Source organism: Geothrix sp. PMB-07 (assembly GCF_030758935.1).
Taxonomy (GTDB): domain Bacteria; phylum Acidobacteriota; class Holophagae; order Holophagales; family Holophagaceae; genus Geothrix.
Map to the genome: position 1 here is coordinate 4,078,018 of NZ_CP132333.1, position 14,526 is coordinate 4,092,543.

13 protein-coding genes are annotated in these 14,526 nt (G+C 65.7%); 8 read left to right on the top strand and 5 right to left on the bottom strand.

Annotation, left to right across the window (positions count from 1 at the left end; all coding sequences use genetic code 11):
* The first annotated feature begins 40 nt into the window (after nucleotides 1-40).
* Nucleotides 41-937, top strand: a complete 897-nt coding sequence (locus Q9293_RS17880) for a CHAD domain-containing protein (RefSeq protein ID WP_306248859.1) — start codon at nucleotides 41-43, stop codon at nucleotides 935-937.
* Nucleotides 934-2,559 (top strand): sensor histidine kinase, encoded by a 1,626-nt coding sequence (locus Q9293_RS17885; protein WP_306248861.1) that lies wholly within the window; start codon nucleotides 934-936, stop codon nucleotides 2,557-2,559. The genes Q9293_RS17880 and Q9293_RS17885 overlap by 4 nt, the downstream gene beginning before the upstream one ends.
* A 182-nt stretch (nucleotides 2,560-2,741) precedes the next feature.
* Here Q9293_RS17885 and Q9293_RS17890 read toward each other — a convergent pair whose 3' ends face one another.
* The 4 genes from Q9293_RS17890 to Q9293_RS17905 all read right to left on the bottom strand — a co-directional run bounded on the left by Q9293_RS17890 (nucleotide 2,742) and on the right by Q9293_RS17905 (nucleotide 6,929).
* Nucleotides 2,742-3,536, bottom strand: a complete 795-nt coding sequence (locus tag Q9293_RS17890; protein ID WP_306248863.1) for a S9 family peptidase — start codon at nucleotides 3,534-3,536, stop codon at nucleotides 2,742-2,744.
* A gap of 30 nt (nucleotides 3,537-3,566) precedes the next feature.
* Nucleotides 3,567-4,358: a glutamate racemase gene (gene murI, locus Q9293_RS17895; RefSeq protein ID WP_306248865.1), complete on the bottom strand. Its 792-nt coding sequence runs from the start codon at nucleotides 4,356-4,358 to the stop codon at nucleotides 3,567-3,569.
* 118 nt (nucleotides 4,359-4,476) lie between these two features.
* A complete protein-coding gene (locus tag Q9293_RS17900; protein ID WP_306248867.1) occupies nucleotides 4,477-5,346 on the bottom strand; it encodes a 50S ribosomal protein L11 methyltransferase in 870 nt (289 codons plus the stop codon).
* A gap of 152 nt (nucleotides 5,347-5,498) precedes the next feature.
* Nucleotides 5,499-6,929, bottom strand: coding sequence for a sigma-54-dependent Fis family transcriptional regulator (locus tag Q9293_RS17905; RefSeq protein ID WP_306248869.1), 1,431 nt, complete (start codon nucleotides 6,927-6,929; stop codon nucleotides 5,499-5,501).
* Nucleotides 6,930-7,107: 178 nt separating this feature from the next.
* Between Q9293_RS17905 and Q9293_RS17910 the strand changes: the two genes are divergently transcribed.
* From Q9293_RS17910 to cobB, 6 genes are all read left to right on the top strand, one after another.
* A complete protein-coding gene (locus Q9293_RS17910; protein ID WP_306248871.1) occupies nucleotides 7,108-9,210 on the top strand; it encodes a prolyl oligopeptidase family protein in 2,103 nt (700 codons plus the stop codon).
* A 105-nt stretch (nucleotides 9,211-9,315) separates the two neighbouring features.
* Entirely contained in the window at nucleotides 9,316-9,864 is a 549-nt protein-coding gene (locus Q9293_RS17915) for a thioredoxin family protein (RefSeq protein ID WP_306248873.1), read from the top strand.
* Nucleotides 9,861-10,436 carry a thioredoxin family protein gene (locus Q9293_RS17920; RefSeq protein ID WP_306248874.1) on the top strand — a complete coding sequence of 192 codons (576 nt, stop codon included), beginning with the start codon at nucleotides 9,861-9,863 and terminating at the stop codon, nucleotides 10,434-10,436. Before Q9293_RS17915 ends, Q9293_RS17920 begins: the two co-directional genes overlap by 4 nt.
* Before the next feature lie 61 nt (nucleotides 10,437-10,497).
* Complete coding sequence (locus tag Q9293_RS17925; RefSeq protein ID WP_306248876.1) at nucleotides 10,498-11,139, top strand: hypothetical protein; 642 nt, start codon at nucleotides 10,498-10,500, stop codon at nucleotides 11,137-11,139.
* The gene (locus Q9293_RS17930) at nucleotides 11,139-12,773 is read left to right on the top strand and encodes an alkaline phosphatase family protein (RefSeq protein WP_306248878.1); all 1,635 of its coding nucleotides are present in this window, start codon (nucleotides 11,139-11,141) and stop codon (nucleotides 12,771-12,773) included. Before Q9293_RS17925 ends, Q9293_RS17930 begins: the two co-directional genes overlap by 1 nt.
* Nucleotides 12,774-12,781: 8 nt before the next feature.
* Nucleotides 12,782-13,483, top strand: a complete 702-nt coding sequence (gene cobB, locus Q9293_RS17935; RefSeq protein WP_306248880.1) for a Sir2 family NAD+-dependent deacetylase — start codon at nucleotides 12,782-12,784, stop codon at nucleotides 13,481-13,483.
* 48 nt (nucleotides 13,484-13,531) lie between these two features.
* Here cobB and Q9293_RS17940 read toward each other — a convergent pair whose 3' ends face one another.
* Complete coding sequence (locus Q9293_RS17940) at nucleotides 13,532-14,518, bottom strand: YncE family protein (protein ID WP_306248883.1); 987 nt, start codon at nucleotides 14,516-14,518, stop codon at nucleotides 13,532-13,534.
* Between the last annotated feature and the right edge of the window lie 8 nt (nucleotides 14,519-14,526).

Here is a 14,526-nt window from a genome sequence, read left to right on the forward strand (position 1 = left end):
TAGGGAATGTGTCTAAAATCATGGGATGCACCCAGCTGAGTTGGCGATCCTTCTTCACCGCGCCCTTGAGGTTCGCCTGTCCCGCCTGCAGGAGCTGCTGGAACCGAAAGGCTGGGCCGAGGAGGAGGAGCAGCTGCACCAGGTGCGGGTTTCCGCCCGTCGACTGGGCGCGGTGCTGGACCTGGTGGACCCCGAGGTTTATCCCGAGCACAAGAAGCAGCGGAGAGCCTTAAAAGGCCTCGTCGACACCCTTGGGCTGCCCCGGGAACTGGACGTGCATTCGCAATTCCTGCGGAGCCATCACCTCAATGCCCGCACTCCCACCCTCGCCGCCGTCATTGAACACCTGCTGGAGCAGGTGGACCGGGGCCGTGCCAAGGCCCGCCGCAGCATGGAAAAGGAGCTGGACCGCCTGCGCCTGCCGGACCTGCGCCGCCTGCTCGATGTTCCCGCCCTGCAGAATCCCTTCCAGACCACCTCGCTGCAGGAGGCTGCCTGGGCCTGTCTGGAGCCCCGCGCAGCCTCAGCCCTGGGTGGCCTGACCGACCTCGCAGCTCATGAAGACGCTGCAGCCATGCACAAGGCCCGGGTTCGCATTAAAAAGCTGCGCTACGCGGTCGAGGCTCTGGAAAGCGCCTTTGCTGAATCGCCAGAACCCGTCCTCAAGGGCCTCCGTGCCCTCCAGACCGCCCTGGGCGACCACCACGATCTCGCTGCCCTGGAGGCCCTCCTCTGGCAGGCGGAGGCGGATCTGCGCCTGCGGGACCGGGTGACCCTCTGTGGCGGCGTACTCGACCTCTTGGGCGATGTGGCCGAAAACCGCCGCCTCGCCTTTGACCGCTTCGTGGCCTTGACGCAGGCCCAGGGCCTGGAGACCTTCACCCACCTGGTGCGTCCAGCGCTCGGATTGCCCCCCCTGAACGGCGCCCTGTCATGAGCTTCTGGCGCATGCGGATCCGGCCCCTGGCCTGGCTGCGCAGCCTGCACGCCAAGCTCTTCGTGCTGTTGGGCCTGGTCACCAGCGTGCTCACGGTGGCCGTGGCCTACAACATCACGCGGAACAGCCGGCGGGAATTGGAAAGCTACTCGCGCAAGCTCACCATCGAAGCGGCGGGTACGGTGGAGACCGATATCGTCGAACGGGATCCCACCTTCAAGGATCCCGACAAGCTGGATCAGCTGCTGGAAAGCATCGCCGGTCCCGACCGCAGCATCTTCCAGATCGATGTCTTCAAGCGCCTGGGCAAGGGCAGTGAAGTGGAACTGGTGCGCTCCTCGGGTGAAGAGAAAACGGTGGAGTGGGGGCCTGAGATCGGCTCGTACCTTTCCCTTCCGGGCCCCCAAGCCGAGCTGGTGGATCTCAACACCGGCACCAAAGCCTGGAAGGTATACCTGCCCATTCACACCCATCGGCCCGGCCAGCCGCCCATCGGGCTCATCCGGGCCTATTGCGACCTGGAGCGGTGGGAGGTGGTGTGGAACAACAACTTCAACAAGACCGTCCGCACCCTGCCTGGCGTGCTGCTGGGGGAATTCATCCTGCTCTGGCTCATCCTGCGGGTGCTCATCAGTGATCCCATCGAAGGCCTGGTGCTCACCATGCAGCGTCTGGAGCAAGGCGAGGTGGGCGCGCGGGCGCCCGTGCGCCGCAGCGATGAACTCGGACTCATCGCCGCCCGCTTCAACGACATGGCCGCCCAGCTGGAGCAGGCCGCCAAGGAGCGCGAATCCCTGCTCCACGAGGTGCGAGGTCTGAACACCAACCTGCAGGGCCGCATCGACGCCGCGCTTTCCGAGTTGCAGGCCAAGAATGATGAATTGGCCGCCCTGGTGGAACGCAATGCCCTGCTGCGAGAAGAACTGAGCGCCCAGGAGCGGCTGGCAGTGGCGGGCCAGCTCACCGCCACTTTCGCCCATGAGGTGGGCACGCCCTTGAATCTGGTGACGGGGCACCTCCAGCTGCTCGACGCCCAGAAGGACCTGCCCGACAAGACCCGCGAACGACTGGCTGTCATCACCGGTCAGATCAAGCGCGTGGGCGATATCGTGCGCCGCCTGCTGGACCTCACCCGCCGCCCTCAGCTGCACCGCGAAGTGCAATCCCTGGGCGAGCTGCTGCACGACCTCCAGCAGCTCTGGACCCCCACCCTGGCTGCCCACGGCATCCACGTGGTGGCCGATGCCCCGTCAAGTTGCAGCCTGGATGTGGACCGGAAGCAGATGGAGCAGCTCTTCCTGAACCTCATGAACAACGCCGTGGACGCCATGCCTGAAGGCGGCACCGTGCGCCTCAGCGCACGGCCCTCCGAGGACAGCACCCCCGGCGGCCTCTGGTGGGAATTCCGCTTCCAGGATTCCGGACAGGGCATCCCCGCCGACCTGCTCAGCAAGGTCTTCCGCCCCATGTTCACCACCAAGCCTGAAGGCAAGGGCACCGGCCTGGGCCTCAGCATCTGCCGCGAAATCGTGCGAGGCCACGGCGGCGACATCCGCATCGAAAGCACCATGGGCCAGGGCACCTGCGTGGTGTTCACCTTGCCGGGAGCTTCCGCCGCCTGAATCGGGTGGAATCATACTGTGCCGCCTTCAATCGAGAAGGATCCACCACGGAGGCGCGGAGCATGGGCACACAGGAGGCGGCCTTCGGCCTGCCCATGACGGAGGCACGCTGAGGGCTCCGTGCCACCTCCGTGAATTCGGTGTCTCAGTGGGGGATCTCTATCGTTGATGGCGCCTTGGTATCAGGCGCTGTCCGCATCCAGCCGGGCGAGCCAGTCACACCAGGTGGCGTGCGCCTGACTATTTGGATCGAGGAAATCCATGTGGCCCGCGATCGGCAAAGGGATGAGGTCCATCTGATCGCCAGCGGCCTGAGCAGCCAAGGCGTACCGCTCTGAGAGCTCCAGGGGCACCAGGTCGTCCTGAGCGCCATGGAGGATCAGGTGCCTCAGGCCCAGCGGCGCCAGATTGATGGGCGATGCAGCAGCACAACGATCCGGGTGTTCCTCAGGGGAACCGCCGAGGAAGGCTTCCACCGCGCCCTTTCCCAGCTGAAGCCGGAAAGCGTGGTGCAAATCAGCCAGCGGCGCCAGACCAATCGCCGCGAAGAGCCGAATGCGCCCCGCAGGGAAAAGGGGCGAGGGGTTGTGCCGGGCAGCGGCCCACAAGGCGAGATGCCCACCCGCGGAATGCCCCACCACGCTGACCCGGCTCAGATCAAGGCTGATCCCGTCTTCCTCAAGGTTCACCAGGTGATCGATTCCCATCCGAACATCCTGGAGGGTGCCTGGCCATCCGCCACCGGGGGCGCCCAGCCTTCGGTACTCCAGGTTCCATACCGCGTAGCCGCGCTCCACCAGGTCCTCCGCCACGGCGTCGAATTGGTCTCGGCCGTAGGGCATCTTCCAGAATCCGCCATGAAGCAGGCACACCACCGGTGGTCTCACGGTGAGCGGCAGGTGGAGATCCCCCTCCTGGCCCCCGTCCGGGCCGTACTTCAGGGTCTGAATGGAATGGGGAGACCGACTCGTCTGCATGTCTGAATTCAGATCTCCAGATACCAGCCGCTAGATTTCCACCACTTCCACATCGCCCAGCGTTTCTTCAAGAAAGCGGCTGCCCACTTCCTTCAGGCGGCTGCTGGCATCGGTGAGTTGCACTTTCAGGGTGCCGCGGGCGCTGGTGGTTCGGTAGCCCAGGTGGCCTTGCAGGAGGCGGTCCACGGCCTTGGCGGTGACACGGCCGCTGTCGATCCAGTGGGTGCCGGGACGGCTGCGCTCCAGGCTGGCCATGAGGGTCGGGTAGTGGGTGCAGCCCAGCACCACCGTCTTCACCTCGAAGGGCAGCTGATTCAGGTAGCGGCGGCAGATGGTGTCGGTGACGGGATCATCGAACCAGCCCTCTTCGGCCAGGGGCACCAACAGGGGGCAGGCCACGCTGTAAATGACGCGATCCGGGTCATGACGGCGGATGGCCGTGTCGTAGGCCGCACTGCCCACCGTGGCCAAGGTGCCGATGATGCCCACGGGCCCATTCTGTTCGGCCGCGGCCTCGGCGCCGGGTTCGATGACGCCGATGACGGGGCAGGGGCTCACGGCCTGCAGGGCGGGCAACCCGTGGGCACTGGCCGTGTTGCAGGCGATGACGATCAGTTTGGGTTCGACACGCTGCAACAGTTCGCCCATCTGCAGGGTGTAGCGCTCGATGGTGCGGTGACTCTTGCTCCCGTAAGGCAGACGGGCCGTATCACCCAGGTAGACCAGATCCTCCTGCGGCAGGGATTGGCGCAAGGCGTGGATGACGGTGAGCCCGCCGATGCCGGAATCGAAGACGCCGATGGGGCGGTCGGACCGGTTCATGACAGCCACCACGGAGACACGGAGGGCACCAAGGGAAAACACGGAGAAAGAACCAGAGAGACAAGAACACCTCCGTGCGTTCTTCTCCGTGATCTCCGTGTCTCCGTGGTGAATCCGCTCATGCCGACACCCGCGTGGCCAGGATCGCGATCCACTCGCCCTCCTTCAGCACCTTCTCGGGTTTGAACCCCTGCGAGGCCAGGCTGACCAGGGCCTCGTCGGTGCACTCGGCCAGGATGCCACTGGCGATGAGCCAACCACCCGGGGCGGAGATTTCGGCCATGCGCGGCAGCAGCTCCTGGATGGTCACCAGCAGGATGTTGGCCAGCAGGCCCGGATAGGGACCGGCCACCCGGGGGTGCTCCAGGGTGCCCACGAAGCTGTCGTAGGGCTTGGCGCCCTTGAGCAGATGGGCGTTGAGCTGGATCAGCTCATCCATGGCCGGGCCGCAATCGGGATCGATGTCGAAGGCCGTGAGCTGGCGACCGCCCAGCAGGAAGGCCGCCAGGGACAGGATGCCCGTGCCTGAACCGATGTCGAGGATGGGGCCTGCCAGCCGGTTCATGGCATCTAGTTCCTCGAGCAGTTCCATGCAAAGCCGGGTGGTTTCATGGCCGCCTGTGCCAAAAGCCAGGCCCGGATTCACCACGAGGTCGATGCGGCCTTCGGGCCCCGGCGTTTCATCCCAGAGAGGGCGTACGTGAAACCGCGAGCCGACTTCGAAGGAGCCGAAGCCCTCCCGGCTCTTGGCCAGCCAATCCTCATCGCCGAAGGCCTCGGCTTCCATCAGAATCACGCCGGGGAAATTCGCCAGGCCAGCCGGGTCGGGGACGGCCTGGTCGGGCGGGAAATAGGCGAAACAGGCCCGCGGGGGATCCGCTTCGCGGTAGAAGGCCGAGGAGCCCTCATCCTCCAACCAGGCGCAAAGCGCCTCTTCCTGGGGGTCGGGGACCTCCAGCTTCCACCTCAGGTGCGTCGTCTGTGCCATCCGCCAAGATTAACACCCACACCTTGGGAACCATCTGGCCTCGGGCTGCACGTAGAGGGTGCGGACGGCCAGACGCCCGCATGTGAGTGGGAAGTATTGGGGGGGTATGGCGCGGGGGAACGGGGGTTCCCCCGCGTTCTTTTTCGGTCGGGCTACTCGGCAGCCTCGGTGGCTTCCGAATCCTCCAGATCCAATCGCTTCATCTTTTCCAGGAATGTGGTCCGCTTGAGACCCAGCAGGTCGGCGGCCCGCTTCTTGTTGCCCCGGGTGATGGCGAGGCTCTGAAGCATCAGGGTCTTTTCCATGTCCGACACAACCTGGTTGAGATCCAGTCCCTCAGCCGGCAAATCCATGCCAAAGGCCTGGGCAGGTGCGGGGGCGAAGGCATCGGCCGCCATCGGCGTGAAGGGAACCGCCGAGGTTTCGGTCGATGGGGCCTCAGCCATGCGCTCGGCCAGGAAGGCGAAGTCCTCCCGCGTGAGCACGGGCCGGGTGCCCGACAGCACGATGGCCCGCTCGATGGCATTTTCCAGTTGGCGCACGTTGCCGGGCCAAGGGAGGGACATGAGCAGCGGATCGACGCTGGGATGCAGGGCCTTGGGGTAGAGACCGTGCTCACGAGCCTTGCGGTTGAGGAAATGCTGGGCCAGGAAGGGCACCTCCTCCTTGCGGGCCCGCAGCGGCGGCAGGGTAATAGGCACCACTTCCAGGCGGTAGAACAGGTCCTCGCGGAAAGAACCGTCCTGGACCTTCTTCCAGAGGTCGACGTTGGAGGCCGTCACCACTCGCACCTCCACCTTCACGGGCGCGCCGCCGCCCAAAGGCTGCACCTCGCGTTCCTGCAGCACCCGCAACAAGCGCACCTGCGCGCCCAGGGGCATGGTGCCCACTTCATCCAGGAAGATGGTGCCCCCGTGAGCCTCGCGGAACTTGCCGGGCGTGTCCTTGCGGGCATCGGTGAAGGCGCCCTTGTTGTAGCCGAAGAGTTCGGATTCCAGCAGGTTCTCGGGGATGGCGCCGCAGTGCACCGCCACGAAGGGCTCGGTGCTATCGGCGCTCATGCGGTGGATGGCCCGCGCGATGACCTCCTTGCCGGTACCGCTTTCCCCCAGCAGCAGCACCGTGGCCCGGGTGGCGGCGGCGGCCCGGGCTCGGGCCAGCACGTCCTGCATGGCCGCGCTGGTACCCACCAGGCCAAAGGCCAGGGCCTGGGAGGCGCTCAGTTGGGTGGTGGTGCCCGACCGGGGCCGGAGGCCCGGCATGGGCGGTTCAGGCCCCAGCAAGCCCCAGCGCACAGAGCCCAGCGAGCCCCATTCGGAGAGCGCCTTGGGATCCATGGGCGCCGCATCGGGTTTCAGTCCCAGCAGGATGGGCAGGGCGGCCACCTCGGCCATCATGCGGTTCAGCTCTGGGGGCGGCCAGGCGCCCTTGGCGCTGATTACCCAGAGATCCACATCCTTGGGCGCCAAGGCCGGAGCGGATCCACGATCCACACTGATGTTCCAGAGGGCCGCCCACCGATGCTCCAGCCCCCCGGTGTCGTCCCCGAGGGTGGACCAGTGAAGGCGCGGCAGCTGGGTCATAAGCTCCTTGGTTGGAATTAGCCTAGATGCAGAGGCTTCCCGGTCAAGTCAAATAAATGACGGCGGGTTGGATCCCGCCCTCAAACCACGAGGCCCGAATCCGCAGGCGACCGCTATGCTGGGAGCGCTCGCGCAGCAGCGCAGCCTGTCTTTCCCAACCGGTCGCCACGGAGCGCCTATGAAACACCTCTGGATCACCCTCGCACTCGGCTTCTGCATGGCCGGTTCCCTTGCGGCCCAGGAGCCCAAACCCGCTCCCGCACCCGAAGATCCCTATCTGTGGCTGGAGGAGGTCACCGGTGACAAGGCCCTGGACTGGGTCAAGGCGCGCAACGCCGAATCCAGCAAGGAGCTGGCCGAGGCCCCCGGTTTCGCCGCACTGAAGGCCGACCTGCTGAAGATCATGGACTCGAAGGAGCGCATCGCCTTCATCAACAAGACGGGCCCCTACTACTACAACTTCTGGCGGGACGAGAAGAATCCCCAGGGCGTGTGGCGGCGCACCACGCTGGAGGAGTACCGCAAACCCCAGCCCAAGTGGGATGTCATCCTCGATCTGGATGCCCTGAACAAGGCTGAGAAAGAGAACTGGGTCTGGCACGGCGCCCAGATCCTCAAGGCCGGTGGCTGGCGCCATGTGCTGGTGAACCTCTCCCGCGGCGGTGCTGATGCGGGCGTGGTGCGCGAATTCGACCTCGACACCCGCGCCTTCGTGAAGGGCGGCTTCGAGCTGCCCGAATCCAAGGGCAGCCTGTCCTGGATCGACAAGGACAGTGTCTACGTCTCCACGGATTTCGGCCCCGGCTCCATGACCACCTCCGGCTATCCGCGCATCGTCAAGCTCTGGAAGCGCGGCACCCCCGTGTCCGCCGCCGAACTGATCTACGAGGCCAAGACCACGGACATGTCCGTCAACGCCTACTACGACGACACCAAGGGCTTCGAGCGCCACTTCGTCTACCGCACTCCGGCCTTCTACAAGGGCGAGCTCTTCCTGCGCACCAAGGACGGCAAGCTGCAGAAAGTGGACGTGCCCGAGGATGCCAATGCCCAGCCGCACCGCGAATGGCTGATGATCGAACCCCGCTCAGCCTGGACTGTGAACGGGAAGACCTATGCCGCCGGTTCGCTGCTGGTGGCCAAGTTTGATGACTACATGAAGGGCAAGCGCGACCTCACGGTGCTCTTCGAGCCCACACCGCGAACCTCTCTCGCGGGCTCCAGCTGGACCCGCCACCACCTGATCCTCAATGTGCTCGAGGACGTGAAGAACACCCTCACGGTGCTCACCCCCGGCAAGGATGGCTGGTCCCGCCAGGCCCTGCCCGGCGCACCCGGCTACGCCACCGTTTCCATGGGCGCCGTGGATGAGGACGAGAGCGACGACTACTTCATGACCACCAGCGGCTACCTGACGCCCACCACGCTGCTGCACGGCACCATCGGGCAGGCGCCCACCAAGCTCAAGGAGCTGCCCGCCTTCTTCGACGCCACCGGCCTCGAGGTGACCCAGCACTTCGCCACCAGCAAGGACGGCACCAAGGTGCCCTACTTCCAGGTGGCCAAGAAAGGCCTCAAGCTCGACGGCGCCAACCCAACCCTGCTCTACGGCTACGGCGGTTTCGAGGTGTCCCTCACCCCCGGCTACAGCGCGGGTATCGGACGCGCCTGGCTCAGCCAGGGCGGCGTCTACGTGGTGGCCAACATCCGCGGCGGCGGCGAGTACGGCCCCCGCTGGCATCAGGCGGCCCTGAAGGAGAAGCGCCACCGGGCTTACGAGGATTTCGCCGCCGTGGCCGAAGATCTCATCGCCCGCAAGGTCACCACGCCCAAGCACCTGGGCACCCAGGGCGGCAGCAACGGCGGCCTGCTCATGGGCAACATGATCACGCTCTATCCCAAGCTCTTCGGCGCCGTGGTGTGCCAGGTGCCCCTGCTGGACATGAAGCGCTACTCCCACCTGCTGGCGGGCGCCTCCTGGATGGCCGAGTACGGCGATCCCGACAAGGCCGAGGAATGGGCCTACATCCAGACCTTCTCCCCCTACCAGAACGTGAAGGCCACGGAGACGTATCCTCCGACGCTCTTCATGACCTCCACCCGCGATGACCGGGTGCATCCCGGCCACGCGCGCAAGATGATGGCCAAGATGAAGGATCTCGGCTTCAACGTGCGCTACTTCGAGAACATCGAGGGTGGCCACGGCGGCGCCGCCAACAACGCCCAGAGCGCCCAGATGAACGCCCTGGCCTTCACCTTCCTCTGGCAGCAGTTGAAGTAATCCAGCTGTCACCAACCCGTTGAGAAGCCCCGGTCCGCCGGGGCTTCTTCGTGACAACGGGCACGATTCCCCGGCGTATGCTGGGGGCACTTCCCGGAGGTCTCCATGGCGCTCACGGAATCCACCATGGTTCCCCTTGGCACGCCCTGCCCCGACTTCACCCTGCCCGGTGTCGATGGTCGGTTGTGGTCGCTCCATGACTTTCACACACCCACCCTGCTGGTGGTCGTCATGTGCAACCACTGCCCCTACGTGCAGGCCATCGACGACCGCCTCAACGACCTGGCCAAGGCCTATGCGGGCCACTGCGCCGTGGTGGGCATCAACTCCAATGATGCAGTGACCCATCCCGACGACAGCTTTGAGGCCATGCGGGCCCGGGCCCGGGAGAAGGGCTACGCCTTCCCCTACCTCTGGGACGAGGAACAGACCGTGGCCCGCGCCATGGGCGCCGTCTGCACCCCGGACTACTTCCTCTACGACTCCCACCGCCGCCTGGTCTACCGGGGCCGCCTCGATGACAACTGGAAAGATGCCGCCCGCGTCACCCGTCGGGAATTGAAGGAGGCCATTGAGGGTGCCCTGGCTGGTCACGATCCCCTGGATCCCCAGCATCCCAGCATGGGATGCAGCATCAAATGGAGGTCCCGATGAAGCGTTTCCTGCCAGTGCTGTTCTTCACCTCCGCCCTGGTGGCCGAGGCCCCAGCCGGGTTGAAGCTGGGCGATCCATGTCCTTCCTTCAGCCTCCCCGGCACCGACGGCAAGGTGCATGGCCCCGTTTCGTCCAAGCCCCTCATGGTGGTCTTCCTCAGCACCGAATGTCCCTTCGTGCGGGGCACTCAGGGCCGCATCCAGGCCTACGCCGCCAAGTACGCGGGTCGGGTGGCCGTGATCGGCATCGACGCCGATGACATCTACGACCACGGCAAGGAATCCATGGCCGCCATGCAGGCCCAGGCCAAGCAGCAGGGGTTCACCTTCACCTACCTCAAGGACGAACCCCAAACCACCGCCCGAGCCTTCGGGGCGGTGTGCACTCCGGATTTCTTCCTCTTCAACGCCTCCGGGAAGCTGGTCTACCGGGGTCGGCTCGATGACGGAGGCGTGGATCCATCCAAGGTCAAGACGAGGGATCTCGAGGTGGCGACGGAGGCCATGCTCGGCGGAAAACCCATCCCCAGCCCCCAGCACCCCAGCCGGGGTTGCGCCATCTCCTGGAAGTAGCGCTGGGGCTCCAGCCTGTTTCCATGCAGCGGGTATGATCGAAGGTTCCGCTGGAGCCTTCATGCGTCTTGCCTACCTTCCCCTCTGCCTGCTCAGCCTGCCCCTCTGCGCCCAATGGGACCTGCGTCTGGAGCTGCCCCGCCCAACCGGTCAGAGCCTGCCCCAGACCCTGCTCAGCGGCAGCGGCCAGCTGGTGGGGGGCACCTTCGACACCGGCAAGGGCTTCATCGCCACGGCCAACCGCCAGTTCTTCCAGTTCGGCCCCCTCCTGAAGCTCGAAGGCGGCGTGGAATACTCCCAATTCACGGCAGACGGGAGCCTGGCCAAAGGCAGCGGCTCCCAAGGCACCACCCTCAAACAACAGGGGGCGGGCTTGGATGTGAACGCCCAGGTATGGGTGCCCTTCGTGGGCATTGCTGGCGAAATCGGCCTCATCCAGCGCTTCCAGCGCTACACCGTGGATACCGCCGGAGCCTCCAGCGCGAAGGACCTCAGCCGCACCTGGTTGCGGGTAGGCGCCCGGTGGCGCATCCCCTCGGTGATCGTGCATCCCTACGTGGTGGCCAGCTATCAGCAGCCCGTCACCAAGGACCGGCCCGTGAAGCTCAACAGTGTGGCGGATCTGGCCACCTATTTCACCGCCCAGGGCAGCGGCCAGGAATTCGAACGCATGTGGACCTTCGGTGCCGGCGTGACCTTCTGATGCGGTACTCGGCGCTCGTCCCTCTGCTCCTAACTTCGGCCCTCGTGGCCGCGCCTTCACCCGCCAAGCGCCCCAAGCTGGTGGTGGTCATTTCCGTGGATCAATTTTCCGCGGAGCTCATGCAGACCTATGGCCCCGAACTGACGGGGGGGCTGGCCCGGCTGCGGAAAGAAGGTGTCTTCTTCACCGAGGCCTATCACGATCACGGCTTCACCGAGACCGGCCCAGGCCATTCCGTGCTGCTCTCAGGGCGTTTCCCCGCGAACACCGGCATCGTGGAAAACCGCTGGATCGATCGTGCCGCCGGGCGTCTCGTCTACTGTGTGGAAGACCCCTCGGCCACGGCGCTGCATGCGCCTGGCCAGGCCAGCTCCTCCAGCGTCCGCTTTCTCGGCGAGGCCTTGGGAGACTGGCTTCAGGCCCAGGTGCCAGGCAGCCGGGTCTTCTCTGTTTCGGGCAAGGACCGAGCGGCCATCCTGATGGCGGGGCGCAAGCCCACCGCGGCCTTCTGGTTCACCGGCGCCCCCGGCTTCACCAGCTCCACGGCCTACGGTGCAAGGCTGCCGGAGTGGCTGGTCCAGTACGATCAGGACCTTTCAGCTCGTCTCGCCACGAACAGCTGGCTGTGGGTGAAGGATCCCACCACACCCGAGGGCCGCACCGCCCAGTGGACCTTCAACGGCACCACCGTGCGCAACGGCGCCTTGCCCCGCCTCATTCAGGGAGCGGGCATGCCCCAGGACAAGGGCTTCGAGACCCGCTTCCGTCGCTCACCCTTCCTTGACACGGTCACCCTGGAAGCCGCCGAAGCCCTGCTCGAGGGTGAGCGCCTGGGGCATGGCCCCAGCACCGACCTGCTGGCCATCAGCTTCTCAGCCACGGATTACATCGGACACAACTACGGCAACATGGGCACCGAGATGCGCGACCAGATGCACCGTCTCGACCGCACCCTGGGCCGCCTCCTGGATCGCCTGCATCAGCAGCACCCCGACGCCTGGGTGGTGCTCTGTGCCGATCATGGCGGCATCGATGCCCCCGAGGCCCTGGCCGACCAGGGTTTTCCAGCCCGGCGTCTGGCCATCGAACCCTTCATGTCCGCCTTCCAGGCCGACCTGCGCACCACCTTCAAGATTGATCATGACCTGCTGCTGAACACGCCAGAGCCCAACGACCTGTACCTGGACGAGGCCGTGGTGAAGGCCGCGAACCTGGATCGCGGCGAGGTCATCCGGCAGGCTCTGGCTTGGCTGAAGGCCCGGCCCGAAGTGGCGGATGCCTTCACGGCCGAGGAATTGAAGGCCACCGATCCCGCGGCCACGGGCAGCCCCCGCGACACCAGCCTCCGGGTACTGCTGCGCCGCAGCTTCCACCCCGAGCGCAGCGGCGACATCCTGGTGGCTGTGAAGCCCTACGTGGTCATCGGCACCCCTCCCGCCGATTACCTCAGCAACCACGGCACCCCGAATGGCTACGACCGCCGTGTTCCCCTGATCTTCTGGGGGCCCTGGAAGGGCGGTGAACGCCGCGAACCCGTGCGCACCGTGGACCTGGCGCCCACTCTAGCCCGGGAGCTCGGGCTGAAGCCCGGTCCCGTGGATGGCAAGGCACTGGACCTGGGACAGCGGAAGTAGGGCCCCTCATGACCTCCGCCCTAAATGCCAGGGTCGTCATTCTCACCGGCGCGGGCATTTCCGCGGAGAGCGGGCTGCGTACCTTCCGGGCCGCCGATGGCCTCTGGGAGAACCATCGCGTGGAGGATGTGGCCACGCCCCAGGCTTTCCAGCGGAACCCCGATCTGGTCTACCGCTTCTACAACGAACGTCGCCGCAGCCTCGCCACCGTGCAGCCCAATGCTGCCCACCTGGCCCTGGCCCGGCTCGAACAGGCGTGGAGCGGCGACTTCCTCCTGGTCACGCAAAATGTCGACGACCTCCATGACCGCGCCGGTTCCCGAAACCTGCTGCACATGCACGGCGAGCTGCTGAAGGCCCAGTGCCTGGCCTGTCGGGCTGACATGGTGTGGCCTGGCGACATGGATCGCGACAGCCCATGTCCAATCTGTGGACATGGCCCAGTCCGGCCACACATCGTCTGGTTCGGCGAGATGCCCCTGGAGATGGACCGCATCTACCAGGCCCTGGACCGCTGCGACCTCTTCCTGGCCATCGGCACCAGCGGCCACGTCTACCCCGCCGCGGGCTTTGTGGAGGCCGTGGGCCCCAGGGCCCGTACGCTGGAACTGAACCTTGAACCCAGCCTCGCGGCCAGCGCCTTCCTCGAACGCCGCATCGGCAAGGCCACTGAACTGGTGCCGGCCTTCGTGGAGGAGCTGTTGGGCTGACAAGGGCCCCGTGGGATGAACCATGAGGCCCTTTGGTTTGCCCCTGGACTACTCGTACATCAAGACCTGGAATCCGGCCTTGGGATCGCCCGGGGTGCCCTTGGCTCCGGCGGCGGGAACGAAGATCCTGTGGTTGCTCGGGTCGAGGGCCATGGTCTTGGATCCCGGTTCCGTCTTTAGAATTCCCGCCACCCGGTAGGTGTCCGGAACCGCCGCTTCGATCACCGCCACGGTTCCATCCTTGCAGGAAGCAAAGACACGCTGCGTTCCCGGGTCAAAGGCGCAGGCATCCACACCAGCCCCGATGGGCAGGGCCGCCAGCAGCTTGCCCGATGCGGCATCGAGCACCACCAGCTGCTTGCTGCGGCAGCCCACGAAGAGGCGCTGGTGTTCGACATCGATGGCCATGCCAGTGGGCGTGGCATGGGGCGCCAGCGGCCACTCCGCCACCACCTTGAGCGTGGCGGCATCGATGACCGCCACGGCGTTCTTATCTTCCAGGTTCACGAACACCCGCCCTTGGCCATCCGCCTGGGCGAATTCCGGGGCTCCTCCGAGCGCAATACTCCCCACCGTTTTCAGCGTGGCCGCGTCGAAGGCTGTGATGTTGTCTCCGCCATTGTTCATGATGAACACCCGCTTGGTGGTGGGCTCGTAGAGCGCGGCGTCTGGCTTCTTCCCCGTGGCCTTGAGGGTGGCCACACGCTTGAAGCTCTTCGTATCGACGACCAGCACCGTGTTGTCGCCGCCACAGGTGAGGAAGGCCCGGGACAATTCAGGGGCAAAGGCGGTGCCGTGGATGCCAGGCGTGTTGGCGATGGTCGTGACGACGGTGTGGGTGCTGGGATCCACCACATGCATCTGGGTTGCATGGGAGACATACAGGTGATGGTTCTCGGGGTTCACGGCGATGTAGTCCCATCCGCCGGAGCCGCCGATTGGGGTGGTCGAGACGAAACTGGGCAGCTTGGCTTGGGCGTGAAGCAAGGTTGCTGCAGTCAGCAGGGTCAGACACAGGATCCACGGGCGTTGCATGGGGCTCT